Origin of the sequence: Klebsiella sp. OBRC7 (assembly GCF_000293135.1) — a bacterium.
GTDB lineage: Bacteria > Pseudomonadota > Gammaproteobacteria > Enterobacterales > Enterobacteriaceae > Klebsiella > Klebsiella michiganensis.
On the sequence record NZ_ALNJ01000051.1, the window covers coordinates 1 to 13953 of the forward strand.

Sequence of the window (13953 nt, forward strand, 5' to 3'; positions counted from 1 at the left end):
CACCATTCAGACGGAGTGATCCGTGCCGGAACGTCACTTCACAGCTGATATTGAGTGATTCAGGTGCCGCAGCAGCTACAGGTTGTGACCGGGGGGAGGTTGCAGGGACAACATCTTCGGCATCAAGTGTTATCGGGAGCAGCTCAGGCACGTTGTTTTCTGTTGTTGAAGGAGGACGTAGTTTTCCTTCGCGCCAGTACTGGCGCCACTTAAACAGCAAATTATCGTTGATCCCATGCTCACGAGCGAGTTGCGCTACGGAGATCTCTGGTCGATGCGAGAGTTCAACCATTTTGATTTTGAACTCAACGGGATAATTAGGGCTTTTTTTACGCACTGCGGTTAATGATTTCATGGATAGCGTCCACCATATTTGGTGTCCATTATCCTCTCAGGAATTTCAGGATCTGCCAGACGGTGCTGAGACGACGCTTACGGATAATACATCCCACGGCCCCACCAATCATAATTGCTGCCAGCTGACTCAATGCTGCGTTCCCCACCTAAGAAAAATTAAGGCGTATACCGGACTCATCCGGTATACGCTGCTCTGATGTCCGTGATATGCCCGTCAGAGATGACGAACAAAGGCGTTTATACCTGCATACCGGGCTTCGTTGCCCAGCCCCTGCTCGATGCGCATAAGCTGATTGTATTTTTCAATTCGTTCTCCGCGGCAGGGTGCGCCGGTTTTAAGGTGTCCCGCACGCAGCGCCACCGTCATATCGGCGATAAACGTGTCCATGGTTTCACCGCTGCGGTGCGAAATAAAAGCCCCCCATCCGTTTTCATGACACAGTGAAACTGCGTCAAATGTCTCGCTGAGCGTGCCTATCTGATTAAGTTTAATGAGGGCTGCGCTGGCAAGGTTTTCCTCAATGCCACGGCGGATATACTTCACATTGGTCACGAACAGGTCATCACCGACCAGTTCAGCACGCCCGCCCAGTTTGTCGTGCAGATATTTCCAGCCAGTCCAGTCATCCTCTGCGAGTCCGTCTTCAAGCAGAATTACGGGGAACTGGTTCATCAGTTCCCCGTAATAATCCGTCATCTCTTCAGCACTCAGGGCGCTGTTTTCGGTGCGAAGATGATATTTCCCGTCACGATAAAATTCGCTGGAAGCCGGGTCCATACAGATACTGATGTCTTCCCCCGGACGGTAACCGGCTTTTTCAATGGCCTGAACGATGAATTCCAGAGGCTCTCTGTTTGATGAGACGGCAGGGGCAAATCCGCCTTCATCACCCACCGCAGCAGAGAGATCCCTTGACACAAGGATCTGACGCAGGGCCTGATAGACTTCACTGCCCTGACGAACCGCCTCAGTGAGCGTTGATGCACCGTGCGGTGCTATCATGAACTCCTGAAAGTCAGCGCCCTGACCCCGGGCATGAACGCCACCATTAATAATATTCATGCACGGAACGGGCAGAAGACCGGCATTAAGCCCCCCAAGATAGCGGTACAGTGGCTGACGGGTGACCTGTGCAGCCAGTCTCGCTACTGCCAGCGATACACCCAGAATGGCATTGGCGCCGAGCCGGCTTTTGTTCTCCGTGCCGTCAAGCTCCCGCATAATATTATCCAGCCGCCGCTGCTCCCGCACATCGGCTCCCCTGATGGCATCACAGATTTCAGTATTGACGGCCTTAACAGCATCAAGCACCCCTTTGCCACCAAAACGCCCCGGGTCACCATCGCGGCGCTCAGTTGCCTCCCGCGAACCGGTACTGGCCCCGGAGGGCACTGATGCACGAGCCATCAGCCCGTCAGAAGTCCAGGCATCCACCTCTACAGTGGGGTTACCGCGGGAATCAAGTATTTCGCGAGCGGTGACTTTTTCCAGTATAAAATTCATGGCAATCTCCTGTAACTCAGTCGTAAATGTGTTTAATCAGAACATCCACGTTCAGGTGGTTAACGTATTCAGCTGAACGTGAGGTCAGCGTGCCCATAAACCGGTTACGGTGACCTGCAATCACAAGATCCGCACCGGTATCGGTGATGCATTTCTGTATATCCTCGAAACGCCGCATGGTGACCAGCTCACGGGCGTCAACGTGCTCATCCACCGAGGATGTCAGCTCACTGAGCAGCGCCTTCGCCTGGACAACATCCCTGGAGACGGCATCGTCCATCAGGCTGTCCGAGACATAGTTCATCTCCCGGTAGTCGTTACAGATATGGGCAAGCGTGATTTTCATCTCAAGCAGACGGGACAGAGCCGCCGCCAGTGCGAGAAGGGGAACGCCATCCTCTTTCCCCTGAACCAGAACAAGTGCGTGAGTATAGATTTTCATGGCTGTCTCCGGCCTTGCCTGAGGAAATGTTCGAGCCAGGGCAGAAGTTGTTTCTTGCGGCTGACCATGCCCGGTAAGGAGCATGATGTGGCATTACCGCTCTCCGGTCCGGCGAAATAGAGTGTTGAAAAACACTTATTGATATCGGTTACCATCAGCACGATCAACCCGGCTCCCGTATTTACCACCATCTGCGCCATCGTATTCCGCAGTTCCTCCAGTAAAGGAGCGACCTGATCAGGTGAGCTCACCTCCAGTTGGGCAATACGCACATCTGTGCCTGCGAGCGAAAAAGTCTTAAGATCTTTATTCAGAATCTGACCGGCCGTCTGTCCGGTGATATCGGTTTTAGCGGCCAGAAGGCCGTGAACAAAAGCTTTGCGTTTTATTCCCGACAGCACGAAAAGCTCAGCGGCTGTCCGGATATCGTCTTCCGTCGTGGTGGGTGAACGCAGGTTTACCGTGTCGCTGAGCAGCGCACCAAGAAGCAGGATGCCGAGAGTCGGGGGCATGGTGCGGCGCATTTCTGCATCCATCAGCAACCAGAGTACTGTTGCGCTGCTACCTGCCGGTTTTATCCAGATCTCCGGCGGCAGTAAGGTGGCCAGACCTCCCAGCCGGTGATGATCGATAATTCCGATGATATTACTCTCAGGAAGGTCAGCAGGCCCCTGCGCCGGTTCGGTAAAATCGACCAGCCATACCCGTTCCCTTTTCAGGGGGAAATCGAGAAGGGGGGGCAGGGGGATACCGGCTGTTTCAAAAATATAGCGGGTTTCCGGGTTCGCTTCACCGTTCCTCCACGCACGGGAAGGACGGCCCTGTCGGGAAAGCCAGTCAGCTGTGACAGCGGCGGTACAGATGGCATCACTGTCAGGATTGAGATGACCAAAAACATTAATCAAAGATGTATCCCCGTTAAGGGAAGTATACAGGCCAGAAGGATTTATGAACGGCCTGACATACCTCCTGAAATTCAAGAGTCATATCAGGCGTCATCAGCCCCGGACGGGGCGGTTGGGAAAGGTGGAACGCCATCACCTTGACAATAGTATAAGTCAGAAAAAAGAACCTGTCAGCCAGCTTTTTTCCTTACAGCGAGCCGCTAATGAAACGTAAAATGTAAGGCATTAAAATGATTTTATGCACTGTGAAGCCCTTGACTCAGGTAACCCTAGGCTCTGAACTAACTGTTAATCATGGGCTCCGTTTGGGAAAGTGAAAATATTGTACGTAAGGCGGTTTTTTATATTGCAGTGGCCCGATCAAAGACCGACCGGACCGAGTGCTAACTGTCTCCGAAGATAATTTTTTCGAGATTCTGTAAGTCCTGCTGTGATTGCTCATTGAGATGGACCTCTGCCTTGTCGTACCGGGCACCAACCAGGCACTTCTGGCTAATTGCGTATCTGGTTTTACACCAATAGCCAGCAACACCATCCCCGTCGCCAACACCTCGCCCGTATTCAAACTGAGCTGTAAAAGCTGGGTATCACCCACCTGCGTAATCGCTCCCATACCCGATTGCAAACGCAAATTGACGCCCTTCTGCCGGAGCTCCTGGTGTAATACGGCAATCATCTCGGCATCAAGTGGGGTCATCACTTTGGCACCCAACACCAACAATGTCACCCTGAGCCCCAGATTGACCAGTGCCTCCACCATTTTCAACCCGATACCCCCAGACGACCGTGGCATGTGTTAGCCGATGTTAGTGGATATGCGCCAGAATGTTATTCATATCCGGCAGCATACGCAGAGTAAAGACACCAGGGAAGTCAACGCCCTCCAGGGGAGGACGAATTGCGTTTCGCTGAGCAGGAGTTTTTCATAGCTCTCGTGGCAAACCTCCCCCGTCTGCTCATTCCTGATGTGGACCACTTTCTTGTTAGCCTCGATCTGCAACACCTGATGCTCAATACGGACATCAATGTTGAAACGTTAAATAAAATCCTGCGGTGCTTTCAAAAGCAATTGCTGGCGTTCGGGGATCTCGCCTCCGATGTGATAAGGCAGACCACAGATGGCCAAAGATACATAGGCACCACGCTCTAACAGAATAATCTCGAGCGTTTCCGATAAACGCCGGGCCCTCACTGTAGCCGAAGCTCCCCCAGCCACACCACCGACAATCACTAACATGATTTTACTCATGATCAACACCATTCCATTTCAGCCAACTATAACCCCTGCTTGGTTACAGATGATTTAAAGAGATTTTTAAATAACAGACGCCATTATCTTCCGCTGACGGGAATTCACCGGCCCGGATATTGATCTGAATCGACGGTAACAGAAGTGCCGGGTGGCCAGAGTTTTATCCCGCGCCTGCCGAAGCGCCACAAAGGCGGCCAGATCGTTCCCATCATGGAAATGAATATTGGTCGCCCGCTGTTCGGCTACGCTGCTCTGCCATTGGGGCTCCCTGTCTGCAGGGGATAGTCATGGCACACATATAAACGGGTCTGTGCCGGAAAACTGAGGATCTTACGGATGGAATGATAAAGCTGCTGCGCATCCCCACCCGGGAAATCACAACGCGCGGTGCCCACATCAGGCATAAAAAGGGTATCGCCAAGGAAAATCGCATCAGCAATCTGGAAAGCCATATCTGCTGGCGTATGGCCAGGAACCTGCAACGCCTGCACTGTCAAGCCCCCCAGTTAAAAGGTTTCACCGTCAGTCAGCAGATGGTCAAACTGTGATCCATCCAGTGCAAAGGTGTGCTCAAGGTTAAAAATGGGCTTGAATATCCGCTGAACTTCGACAACTTTTTCGCTGATGGCGATGTTGCCGCCGCCCCTCTCGCGCAAATAATGGGCTGCCGAAAGATGATCGGCATGGGCGTGAGTTTCCAGTAACCAATTGACGGTCAGTTGCTGCTTTTTCACGAAATCTATCAGCCGATCGGCGGAGGTTGTCTGAGTCCGGCCGGATTTCGGATCATAGTCCAGAACCGGATCAATAATGGCCGCAATCCCCCCAGTTCTATCGGCCAGCACGTAGCTGACAGTACTGGTAGCCGGATCGTAAAAACCCTCGATAAGTGGTGTCATGGTGAACTCCTAATCTGGACGTTGCATGATGTATCTTCACACAGGCTCGCTTTGATTATATAATATTATATTATATAAGAATTAAAAGTGTTATCGCGAACGTGGATCAGAACAAAGAGAACTCATGAGTAACGTGTTTATTGGCCATAAAAAAATGCGTGATACCGCCAGTGCAGCCACCGCCGTATTGCGTGCTTTGGCAAATGATGACCGGCTACTGCTGCTGTGCCACCTCAGTCAGAGACAAGCTTCTGTGGGGCACATATAAAGTGCTATGGGGATTGGGCAACTGGCATTGTGACAGACGTTGGAAGTCATTCGACGCCTGCAACTCGTGGCAACGCGCCGTGAGGGAAAACAGTTTTTTTACCGAATTGATGAGCCGAATATGTTGATATTACTCATTACCCTCTATCAACTTTACTGTCAGGAAGATGACACAGAAGGTGTTAACCATGACCATTAATCTGGTGCAATTCACTCCGTTACTGAGTTTCTTAGGGGGGGTATTGATCGGCTGTGCGGCCTGGATATTGCTCCTGTTCTGCGGACGTATTGCAGGGATCAGTGGCATAATCGGGGGTGCGCTCTCAGCGGCTACCCGAGATCGTGGCTGGCGTCTGGCTTTTCTGATCGGCATTATCGTCTCGCCTCTTTTATATGGCCTCGTTCATCCGCTTCCTGTGATCGAGGTTTCTGCCTCCTGGCCTGTCCTGATGATCGCCGGGTTGCTGGTTGGGATCGGAACCCGCTACGGTTCGGGGTGTACCAGCGGCCATGGGGTTTGCGGTCTGTCGCGTTTATCCTCCCGTTCTCTGGTAGCTACGTTGACGTTTATGGGGGTTGCTTTTATCACCGTCTGGCTGATGGGATTGTGGATTTAGTCAAGCTTGCTCGCACAGTAAATCGCTCAAGGGGACATATATGAATCTGTTTTTTTCTCTGTTGGCAGGTGTGATATTCGGCGTTGGATTAATACTCAGCGGCATGGCAAACCCTGCAAAAGTGATTGGTTTTCTGGATATTACCCGCATCTGGGATCCTTCTCTGGCTTTTGTAATGGGTGGAGCCATCAGCGTGGGTTTCTTCGCTTTCCGGTCAGTGAAACGACGCACCCACTCGGTGTGCGGTGGCGCGATAAATCTGCCGACCAGCAAACAGATTGACAAGCGTTTGATTGGAGGGGCTATTCTGTTTGGCATTGGTTGGGGACTGGCGGGCATTTGCCCTGGTCCTGGACTGGTATTACTTGGTGCAGGGATGATCAAAGGTATGGGTTTTGTTGGTGCAATGGTCGCTGGCATGCTGCTTTTTGAACAGCTTGAACGTAAACGAGCGAAGCGTCATGCATCGTAATTCTGCCCCGAACGTTGTCAGCCATCAGTAACGCCTATGGTCATTTCGTTACTGTCAGGTCTGCTCGTGGGAGCAGTGCTCGGCATCACAGGAGCGGGTGGTGGCATTTTTGCCATTCCCACCCTGGTGATGGGCATGGGATGGGCACCACAACAGGCTGCTCCGGTGGCCCTGGTCGCCGTCGCCGGGAGTGCGGCTCTTGGAACCTTTGAGGCCTGGCGCAAGGGCCTGGTGCGCTATCGTGCCGCTATTGTGATAATACTGGCGGGCGTGCCCATGACGAGCGTTGGGTTATGGGTTGCCCACCGAACTTCCCCTGCGTTGCTGAGCCTGCTGTTTGCGGGGGTAATGCTAATCGTCGCGTGGCGATTGGTTCGGGCCCCCGAGATAGTTGCCAGGCATACTTATCCCGTCGAACTGGATGAACACACCGGACGATTTATCTGGGCTGTAAACACATGGTTGCTGTTTCTCATGTTCGGAGCTGTTACCGGTTTTATGACCGGGCTATTAGCCGTGGGTGGAGGATTTATTATCGTCCCGTTATTGCGGCAATTTACCCCCCTTCCTATTCACAGTTGCATCGCAACCTCGCTGATGATTGTCGCATTGGTAAGTATAGGCGGGATTGCAGTGGCAGTGATACAGGGTGCCACTCTGCCCTTGCCTTTTACTCTCTGGTTTGTGCTTAGTGCTGCGACAGGGATGTCGATTGGCCGAAGGCTAAGCCAGCATTTACCTGAACATATTGTGCAGAAGGGGTTTTCCGGACTACTGATCGTCGTTGCCCTGGGGATGGTATTTAATGCCGTTATGATGAAGTTTAGTGGCTAAGATCAATATGATTGCCGACAGAGATATAAAAGCTCAAGGATAATGAATTCCTTGCTTTATTGTTTCGAACTTATCTGTCGCCTGCAATACCACGGGATTGCTATAACCAGCGACGAACCCGTTGCGTATAGCGTTTCCATTCCAACCCGAAACGTTTTCGAAGCTGTTCCTCTTCAATATCGATATGCAATCTGGCAACTACATTGCAAGTTCAAACCTCATCGAGATAGGTTTTATTAATTAATAGCAGAATGAATCGTCACGGACAATCTTGACACTTCCGAGCCAACTATAAAGGTATAAGGCAGAATCGCCTACCGGTTCAGAGTCATTCCATAGTTCCCTTTGGTATGCTGCACACTCCCAGACTCAAGAGGCAAAGCAAAAAATTCTCCACCGGTGAGCAGAGTATATTGCATATGCCAGTTTACGAGTGTATATATAGCATATACCAATAAGGAGCCTTCATGCCAAGACCCAGAATTCCCCGTAACATCTGTGGCCGCCCTGCGGATACCTGTTTTAAGCCCAATGCGCGACCGATGAGCCAGCTTGAACATGTTCATTTAAAAGAAGATGAGTTTGAAGCGTTACGACTGGTCGATTTACTGGGCATGCAACAGCAGGAAGCGGCTGTTGCAATGAGGGTTTCAAGACAGACACTGGCCAATGTCCTGAAAGCGGCCCGTTTTAAGGTTGTGGACTGTCTCACTCAGGGCAAGGCCTTAATAATGCACTCTGAAAGGGAAGGAGTTACACAAGATGATCACAGCCATTCCAGTGAATGACGACCGGGTAGCAAATCATTTTACCAAAGCGAGTCACCTTGTCCTAGTGGATGAGCGCGGTGTGGAGCTCAGCCGGACAGAAAATCCCGCGCTGGGCGCAGATTGTTCAGGTAAACGGAAGCTGGTTGACCTTCTGGTTCAACAGCAGGTCAGCCGCGTTGTGGTCCGTAACATCGGGGAACGGATGCTGGGTAAATTATTGGGGCATCAGATCGCGGTGTACCAGACTGACTGTGGCCGTCGTTTGTTCACTGAACTGTGTGATCCGGATACCCGTGTTCTGACTGAACTGAATAAGCCGGAGCAGGGGCGCCAGTCCTTTAATCATGAGGCGAAAGGGAAAAAATGCTGTAACTCTGACGGGAACACAGCAGAAAATGCGTGCCAGGGTGGGCGTCAGCATCATCACGGAAACGGGCGCTGTTGCCATTCATGAGTTTATTTCATCACGGGCGGTGATTTTTATCAGACCCGTACTGTGTATAAACCAGGAGCCGGAATGAATGATGCCGGGAAAGACACTCAGCTGACTGAATTCCTGATGCCTCCCGTCAGTACAACCGGACGCTGAACAGAAACAGATGAATTGTTATCTTGATGCCAGAAATGCCCATAACTGTTGTATGGTTTGTGGTTCCCTCGACAACAACCCTGATACGGTGAACTTAATGTTTTCAGAATACCCGGATGGATCTGTATGTGCTGACTACACGGCCGATCACAGACATCAGGGGTATACGGGTCTTTTACATGGCGGAATGACGAGTACCTTGCTGGATGCCGCAATGACTCACTGCTTGTTTATGCAGGGAGTGCAGGCCCTGACGGCTGAACTGACTGTCAGATTCATTTCACCCGTTTGTACCGGTGACAAGCTGATGGTCTGTGCCAGACTGCTTGGGCAACGCAGGGGGGTTTACCAGCTCGAAGCATGGCTGGCAAAGGGACAGCAGAAAGTGGCTCGTGCCACGGCGAAATTCATTGTCCCGTCGCAGGATATTGCTCTGGCGCATGGCTAGTGTGGCAGACGCCAGGTGTAACTGGTTATTATAAAAATATGAAGCGTGTTTTGCTCAGACCGGAAAGAATAATGGCATATCGTATATCCCACTTAAACAGTGTAAGAGGTAGTTATGAGTAAACAAATAATTGATATTGGTATTCCTGAATCATCCCGGGTGGAGATTGCAGACGGTCTGTCCCGGCTTCTTGCTGACACCTATACCCTGTATATAAAAACACATTACTATCACTGGAATGTAACTGGCCCCATGTTTAACAGCTTACATTTAATGTTTGAAAATCAATACAATGAGCTGGCCACTGCTGTTGATGATATCGCTGAACGTATACGCTCGCTCGGATGCTTCGCGCCCGGCACATATCATGAATTTTCACGTTTAACAGCGGTTAATGAAGACAAGGATATTCCGGCAGCAAAAAACATGATTGAGAATCTTGTCCAGGGCCAGGAGACTGTGGTTAAAACTGCGCGCTCCCTGTTCCCTGTTGTTAATAATGCGAATGATGAAGCCACAGCAGATCTGCTTACACAACGTATCCAGTTACATGAGAAAACTGCCTGGATGTTGCGCAGCCTGCTTGAATAATGTAAACCGGTGGCAGCAGAAAAAACGGTTTGTCAGCCACAGGCCATTGCTGTCAGTGCAGTACCATCCGTGCTGCCGTGGCTGTTTTTTCTGACCGTAATAGTATAAAAACCGATAAATCAATAAGTTAAACAGTGAACGCGTGAGCGATAAATACAGTCCGGACAGGCATTACCGATGGGTATATCCGGACCACTGTCGCTTTCCCGTTATAATATCGCAGATACCGGCCAGGCTCTTCACAACCTGACAGGGTTAATGCTGCAATGATAAAACGGTTTGCGTGGAAAGCAGGATCACATTATTCGTTGTTATGGCTTCCTTTACCTGTGCCTGCCTGCGGGCAGTAGAGATCATACAAGGTATTTAACAACGTCATGATACGGTTATCCTCAATACGGTAATATACCATTTTACCTGCCCGTCGGGTCTCGACAAGCTTCAGGCGGCGCATTACACCCAGTTGCTGAGACAGGGTCGGCTGAGTGATACCGACTGCAGCTTCCAGCTCGGCCACATTCGCTTCCCCATGGCTTAACTGGCACATCAACAGCAACCGGTCGCTGTTAGCCAGTCCCCGTAAGACATCTGCTGCCCCCAGGGCTGCATTTTTCATATCGGTCTGACGTTTTGTGTCTTCATTCATGGGCATTGCTGGTTTCTCACATTCTGTATTTTTATATAATGTTATTTAGTATACTGATGGTGCCATAATTTTGCCACCGTGTTCGCCAGGTCTGCAGCGTCCAGCTGGCCTGGGTAACTAATTATATCTGGCAGACATTTTGCCCCGAGTGAACAGAGAGGATGTAATGAAAATAGTGATTGTTGGTGGTGTTGCCGGCGGTGCGTCCGCTGCAGCCAGAGCTCGCCGGTTGTCAGAAGATGTCAGTATTGTTGTGTTTGAACGGGGAAGCGATGTCTCTTTCGCCAACTGTGGATTGCCTTATCATATAGGCGGAAAAATTCCGTTACGGCAGTCACTTATTCTTAAGACTCCGGAGGATTTTAAATCCCGCTTTAACATAGACGTCCGTACCTGCCATGAAGTGACGTCAGTGGATCCGGTTAATAAAACAGTGACAGTTAAAAATTTGACCTCAGGTGAGATCCATACCGAAGTATGGGATCGTCTACTCCTCAGTACCGGAGCCGCGCCGGTTGTCCCTCCTTTGCCCGGGCTACAGCAAGAGGGCGTCTTTACGCTCCGAAATCTTACTGACATGGATGCTATCCTGGCGTGGATTGAGCAACATAACGTCGCTCACACCACGCTTGTCGGGGGGGGATTCATCGGACTTGAAGTGATGGAGGCTCTGAGCGAACGGGGGATCCGTGTTACCCTGCTGGAGATGGAGGAACAGGTTATGGCTCCGGTTGATCCTGAAATGGCATCAGCCCTGCATCAGGAAATCCGGAATCATGGCGTGGATCTGCGTCTCAGAACGGCACTCACCGAGGTGCTGCGGACAGAAACGGGATTCCGCGTTGCACTGTCTGACGGTGGCTTTGTGCAGACCGACATGGTTATTCTCGCCATCGGGGTAAAACCTGAGAACAGCCTTGCCACAGTAGCCGGGCTCGAAGTGGGTAAACGGGGAGGTATAAGCGTCAATGCCTGTATGCAGACCAGTATTCCTGACATCTACGCCGTGGGGGATGCAGTTGAAACACCTGACCTTGTCTTTCAGGAACCCGCTAATATTCCTCTGGCTGGGCCCGCCAACCGCCAGGGACGCATTGCTGCTGATAACATGCTTGATCACCACAGCCTTTACCATGGCAGTCAGGGGACATCCATTTGTAAGGTATTTTCGCTGAGTATTGGCAGCGTCGGTGCGAATGAAAAGCAACTGAAAGCCCATGGTACCCGATACGAGAAGGTTTACGTCCATGCTGCTGATCATGCCGGTTACTACCCTGGGGCTACGATGATCAGTCTGAAACTGCTGTTCAGCCCCGATACCGGTAAAATTCTGGGGGCCCAGGCGTCAGGGAAAAAAGGGGTTGATAAACGCATCGATGTTCTGTCTGTCGCGCAGCGCGCGGGACTTACCGTCAACGATCTCGAGCATCTTGAGCTGACTTATGCCCCGCCTTTTAACAGTGCAAGGGACGTTGTTAACCAGGCCGGTATGGTGGCGGCAAATGTCATCAGGGGAGATACGGCCATATGTCATGTCAGCGATGTTTTGCAACGGGAACCGGGCAGTTATTGTTTAGTTGATATTCGTTCTCCTGAAGAACTGAAACAATTTGGCGAATATCCTGATGCGCTATCCATCCCTCTGGATTCTCTGCGGGAGAATCTTGAAAAATTGCCTGTAGATAAAGAGATTTTTATCGGTTGTCAGAGTGGTCTGCGCGGGCATGTGGCATACCGTATTCTGCAGGCTCACGGCTTCCGGACATATAATCTGAGTGGTGGCTTTATAACCTGGCAGGCGGTTATGGAGTCGATGAATCAATAAGAGATGAGGTGCCATACACATGGCACCTCATCTGGTTCTGACGCATTAAGACGTCGCCGGGTAACATACTGTTTTTTTATAATGTTACCTGCCCATGCTTCTGATACGAAAAGCTTTTAAGCGCCTGCACTATCCCATTGATGTTATTGCTCAATGTGTTCGCTGGTATCTGACTTACGCCCTCAGCCTGCGCAATCTCGAAGATATGATGACGGAGCACGTCGTTATCGTTGACCATTCCACTCTTCATCGCTGGGTTATGCGCCTGGCACCGTCGTTCCGCCAGTATAAGCGTAATGTAGGTCGGCGGTGGCGGATGGACGAAACTTACATTAAAATCAAAGGCCAGTGGAAATATCTGTACCGGGAGGTTGATACCGCGGGGCAGACCGTCGACTTCCTGTTGACCGCCAGACGCGACGCTGCGGCTGCCTTACGCTTCTTTCGCAAGGCCATTCGCCACCACGGTGAGCCTGAGTAGACTGGCTCCATGAATCTCCAGACAGTTGGTATCACTTAAATTAGTGATAGTCTTAATACTAGTTTTTAGACTAGTCGTTGGAGTCCGGATGATTGATGTTTTAGGTCCGGAGAAGCGCAGACGGCGCAGCCTTCAGGAAAAAATCGCCATTGTTCAGCAGAGCTTTGAACCCGGTATGACCGTGTTGCTGGTTGCCCGTCAGCATAGTGTTGCTGCCAGTCAGCTGTTCCTGTGGCGTAAGCAGTACCAGGAAGGTAGTCTCACCGCCGTTGCTGTGGGTGAACAGGTTATACCCGCGTCGGAACAGGCATCTGCGATGAAGCAAATTAAAGAGCTACAGCGCCAGCTGGGCAAGAAAACCATGGAAAACGAGCTGCTGAAAGAAGCCGTTGAATATGGCCGACAAAAAAGTGGATAGCGCACGTGCCCTTGCTGCCGGAGGATGGCGAATAAGCCTTGTCAGCTGTTGGCTACGGGTCTCACGTGCGCAACTGCATGCTATGGCTCGTCGGTCGAAGAACTGGCAGGAGCGTCGACGCAAGCGCAAGCCTGATGATATTGAAGCTCTGGATCGTATCCATACCGTTATCGGCGATCTGCCTACGTATGGTTAGCGTCGGGTGTGGGCACTGCTGCGCAGACAATCAGAAACGGACGACATGGCGGTGATCAATGCCAAACGCGTATACTGAATCATGCGTAAGAATGCGCTGTTTGCTTGAGCGTAAACCGGCAATACCGCCCTTGAAGCCGGCGCATACAGGGAAGGTAGGACTGGAGCCTAAACATACGGCGGTACGTAGCCCGGAAAGCAACGGGATGGCAGAGAGCTTCGTGAAAACGATGAAGCGGGATTACATCAGCATCATACCGAAGCCGGACGGGTTAACAGCGGTAAAGAACTTTGCAGAGGCCTTCGAACATTACAACGAATGGCATCCGCATAGTGCACTGGGGTATCGTTCGCCACGGGAATATCTACGGCGGCGAACCAGTAATGGGTTAAGCGATAAAAAGTGTCTGGAAATATAGGGACTAATCTACTGAGGTTGTA

Annotated in this window: 17 protein-coding genes, 3 pseudogenes and 1 riboswitch; of the genes and pseudogenes, 12 read left to right on the top strand and 8 right to left on the bottom strand. The window is 51.1% G+C overall.

Going from position 1 to position 13953, the window contains the following annotated elements:
- The 6 genes from tnpA to HMPREF1144_RS33600 all read right to left on the bottom strand — a co-directional run.
- Positions 1-355, bottom strand: a 355-nt coding sequence (tnpA, locus tag HMPREF1144_RS31355) for an IS66-like element accessory protein TnpA (RefSeq protein WP_071532255.1), incomplete at its 3' end; no start/stop codon positions are given.
- Positions 356-571: 216 nt separating this feature from the next.
- Positions 572-1861, bottom strand: coding sequence for a phosphopyruvate hydratase (gene eno / locus HMPREF1144_RS11800; RefSeq protein ID WP_009652875.1), 1290 nt, complete (start codon positions 1859-1861; stop codon positions 572-574).
- A 16-nt stretch (positions 1862-1877) separates the two neighbouring features.
- Positions 1878-2303 carry a universal stress protein gene (locus HMPREF1144_RS11805; protein WP_009652877.1) on the bottom strand — a complete coding sequence of 142 codons (426 nt, stop codon included), beginning with the start codon at positions 2301-2303 and terminating at the stop codon, positions 1878-1880.
- Positions 2300-3208, bottom strand: coding sequence for a DHHA2 domain-containing protein (locus tag HMPREF1144_RS11810; protein WP_009652883.1), 909 nt, complete (start codon positions 3206-3208; stop codon positions 2300-2302). The genes HMPREF1144_RS11805 and HMPREF1144_RS11810 overlap by 4 nt, the downstream gene beginning before the upstream one ends.
- A 77-nt stretch (positions 3209-3285) precedes the next feature.
- A riboswitch (Fluoride riboswitch) is annotated at positions 3286-3354 on the bottom strand.
- A gap of 146 nt (positions 3355-3500) precedes the next feature.
- Entirely contained in the window at positions 3501-4001 is a 501-nt protein-coding gene (locus HMPREF1144_RS33595; RefSeq protein ID WP_052544833.1) for an FAD/NAD(P)-binding oxidoreductase, read from the bottom strand.
- A 243-nt stretch (positions 4002-4244) separates the two neighbouring features.
- Positions 4245-4457 carry a hypothetical protein gene (locus HMPREF1144_RS33600; RefSeq protein ID WP_223195099.1) on the bottom strand — a complete coding sequence of 71 codons (213 nt, stop codon included), beginning with the start codon at positions 4455-4457 and terminating at the stop codon, positions 4245-4247.
- Between the two features lie 344 nt (positions 4458-4801).
- On the opposite strand from HMPREF1144_RS33600, the gene HMPREF1144_RS33605 reads away from it, so the two are divergent.
- The gene (locus HMPREF1144_RS33605; RefSeq protein WP_009652874.1) at positions 4802-5008 is read left to right on the top strand and encodes a hypothetical protein; all 207 of its coding nucleotides are present in this window, start codon (positions 4802-4804) and stop codon (positions 5006-5008) included.
- Here the strand turns inward: HMPREF1144_RS33605 and HMPREF1144_RS33610 are convergent.
- Positions 4967-5359: an MBL fold metallo-hydrolase gene (locus tag HMPREF1144_RS33610; protein ID WP_223226816.1), complete on the bottom strand. Its 393-nt coding sequence runs from the start codon at positions 5357-5359 to the stop codon at positions 4967-4969. The genes HMPREF1144_RS33605 and HMPREF1144_RS33610 overlap by 42 nt on opposite strands.
- Positions 5360-5513: 154 nt before the next feature.
- Between HMPREF1144_RS33610 and HMPREF1144_RS31365 the strand changes: the two are divergent.
- The 8 genes and pseudogenes from HMPREF1144_RS31365 (at position 5514) to HMPREF1144_RS11855 (ending at position 9947) form a co-directional block, all read left to right on the top strand.
- Positions 5514-5825 (top strand): annotated as a pseudogene (locus HMPREF1144_RS31365) (metalloregulator ArsR/SmtB family transcription factor).
- On the top strand, positions 5815-6243 hold the full coding sequence (locus tag HMPREF1144_RS11825) for a YeeE/YedE family protein (protein ID WP_032951277.1): 429 nt from the start codon (positions 5815-5817) through the stop codon (positions 6241-6243). The pseudogene HMPREF1144_RS31365 and the gene HMPREF1144_RS11825 overlap by 11 nt, the downstream one beginning before the upstream one ends.
- A 40-nt stretch (positions 6244-6283) precedes the next feature.
- Positions 6284-6715: a DUF6691 family protein gene (locus HMPREF1144_RS11830; protein WP_009652881.1), complete on the top strand. Its 432-nt coding sequence runs from the start codon at positions 6284-6286 to the stop codon at positions 6713-6715.
- A gap of 36 nt (positions 6716-6751) precedes the next feature.
- Positions 6752-7549, top strand: coding sequence for a sulfite exporter TauE/SafE family protein (locus HMPREF1144_RS11835; protein WP_009652868.1), 798 nt, complete (start codon positions 6752-6754; stop codon positions 7547-7549).
- Positions 7550-8016: 467 nt separating this feature from the next.
- Complete coding sequence (locus tag HMPREF1144_RS11840; RefSeq protein ID WP_032951283.1) at positions 8017-8337, top strand: DUF134 domain-containing protein; 321 nt, start codon at positions 8017-8019, stop codon at positions 8335-8337.
- Positions 8312-8773 carry a NifB/NifX family molybdenum-iron cluster-binding protein gene (locus HMPREF1144_RS11845; protein ID WP_009652880.1) on the top strand — a complete coding sequence of 154 codons (462 nt, stop codon included), beginning with the start codon at positions 8312-8314 and terminating at the stop codon, positions 8771-8773. The genes HMPREF1144_RS11840 and HMPREF1144_RS11845 overlap by 26 nt, the downstream gene beginning before the upstream one ends.
- Before the next feature lie 232 nt (positions 8774-9005).
- Entirely contained in the window at positions 9006-9356 is a 351-nt protein-coding gene (locus tag HMPREF1144_RS11850; RefSeq protein WP_223195104.1) for a PaaI family thioesterase, read from the top strand.
- Between the two features lie 114 nt (positions 9357-9470).
- Positions 9471-9947: a Dps family protein gene (locus HMPREF1144_RS11855; RefSeq protein ID WP_009652867.1), complete on the top strand. Its 477-nt coding sequence runs from the start codon at positions 9471-9473 to the stop codon at positions 9945-9947.
- A gap of 301 nt (positions 9948-10248) precedes the next feature.
- Here HMPREF1144_RS11855 and HMPREF1144_RS11860 read toward each other — a convergent pair whose 3' ends face one another.
- The gene (locus HMPREF1144_RS11860) at positions 10249-10599 is read right to left on the bottom strand and encodes an ArsR/SmtB family transcription factor (RefSeq protein WP_032951288.1); all 351 of its coding nucleotides are present in this window, start codon (positions 10597-10599) and stop codon (positions 10249-10251) included.
- A 160-nt stretch (positions 10600-10759) separates the two neighbouring features.
- Between HMPREF1144_RS11860 and HMPREF1144_RS11865 the strand changes: the two genes are divergently transcribed.
- The 3 genes and pseudogenes from HMPREF1144_RS11865 (at position 10760) to HMPREF1144_RS32360 (ending at position 13931) form a co-directional block, all read left to right on the top strand.
- On the top strand, positions 10760-12418 hold the full coding sequence (locus HMPREF1144_RS11865; protein ID WP_009652879.1) for an FAD-dependent oxidoreductase: 1659 nt from the start codon (positions 10760-10762) through the stop codon (positions 12416-12418).
- Positions 12419-12512: 94 nt separating this feature from the next.
- Positions 12513-12896 (top strand): annotated as a pseudogene (locus HMPREF1144_RS11870) (IS6 family transposase); the annotation flags it as partial.
- Between the two features lie 91 nt (positions 12897-12987).
- Positions 12988-13931: pseudogene (locus HMPREF1144_RS32360) on the top strand (integrase core domain-containing protein).
- Positions 13932-13953 lie beyond the last annotated feature (22 nt).

What these genes read in the sequence shown, in the direction of transcription:
- eno (WP_009652875.1), bottom strand. Translation starts at nt 1,861, where the DNA reads ATGAATTTTATACTGGAAAAAGTCACCGCTCGCGAAATACTTGATTCC.
- HMPREF1144_RS11805 (WP_009652877.1), bottom strand. Translation starts at nt 2,303, where the DNA reads ATGAAAATCTATACTCACGCACTTGTTCTGGTTCAGGGGAAAGAGGAT.
- HMPREF1144_RS33595 (WP_052544833.1), bottom strand. Translation starts at nt 4,001, where the DNA reads ATGCCACGGTCGTCTGGGGGTATCGGGTTGAAAATGGTGGAGGCACTG.
- HMPREF1144_RS33600 (WP_223195099.1), bottom strand. Translation starts at nt 4,457, where the DNA reads ATGAGTAAAATCATGTTAGTGATTGTCGGTGGTGTGGCTGGGGGAGCT.
- HMPREF1144_RS33605 (WP_009652874.1), top strand. Translation starts at nt 4,802, where the DNA reads ATGATAAAGCTGCTGCGCATCCCCACCCGGGAAATCACAACGCGCGGT.
- HMPREF1144_RS33610 (WP_223226816.1), bottom strand. Translation starts at nt 5,359, where the DNA reads ATGACACCACTTATCGAGGGTTTTTACGATCCGGCTACCAGTACTGTC.
- HMPREF1144_RS11825 (WP_032951277.1), top strand. Translation starts at nt 5,815, where the DNA reads ATGACCATTAATCTGGTGCAATTCACTCCGTTACTGAGTTTCTTAGGG.
- HMPREF1144_RS11830 (WP_009652881.1), top strand. Translation starts at nt 6,284, where the DNA reads ATGAATCTGTTTTTTTCTCTGTTGGCAGGTGTGATATTCGGCGTTGGA.
- HMPREF1144_RS11835 (WP_009652868.1), top strand. Translation starts at nt 6,752, where the DNA reads ATGGTCATTTCGTTACTGTCAGGTCTGCTCGTGGGAGCAGTGCTCGGC.
- HMPREF1144_RS11840 (WP_032951283.1), top strand. Translation starts at nt 8,017, where the DNA reads ATGCCAAGACCCAGAATTCCCCGTAACATCTGTGGCCGCCCTGCGGAT.
- HMPREF1144_RS11845 (WP_009652880.1), top strand. Translation starts at nt 8,312, where the DNA reads ATGATCACAGCCATTCCAGTGAATGACGACCGGGTAGCAAATCATTTT.
- HMPREF1144_RS11850 (WP_223195104.1), top strand. Translation starts at nt 9,006, where the DNA reads ATGTTTTCAGAATACCCGGATGGATCTGTATGTGCTGACTACACGGCC.
- HMPREF1144_RS11855 (WP_009652867.1), top strand. Translation starts at nt 9,471, where the DNA reads ATGAGTAAACAAATAATTGATATTGGTATTCCTGAATCATCCCGGGTG.
- HMPREF1144_RS11860 (WP_032951288.1), bottom strand. Translation starts at nt 10,599, where the DNA reads ATGCCCATGAATGAAGACACAAAACGTCAGACCGATATGAAAAATGCA.
- HMPREF1144_RS11865 (WP_009652879.1), top strand. Translation starts at nt 10,760, where the DNA reads ATGAAAATAGTGATTGTTGGTGGTGTTGCCGGCGGTGCGTCCGCTGCA.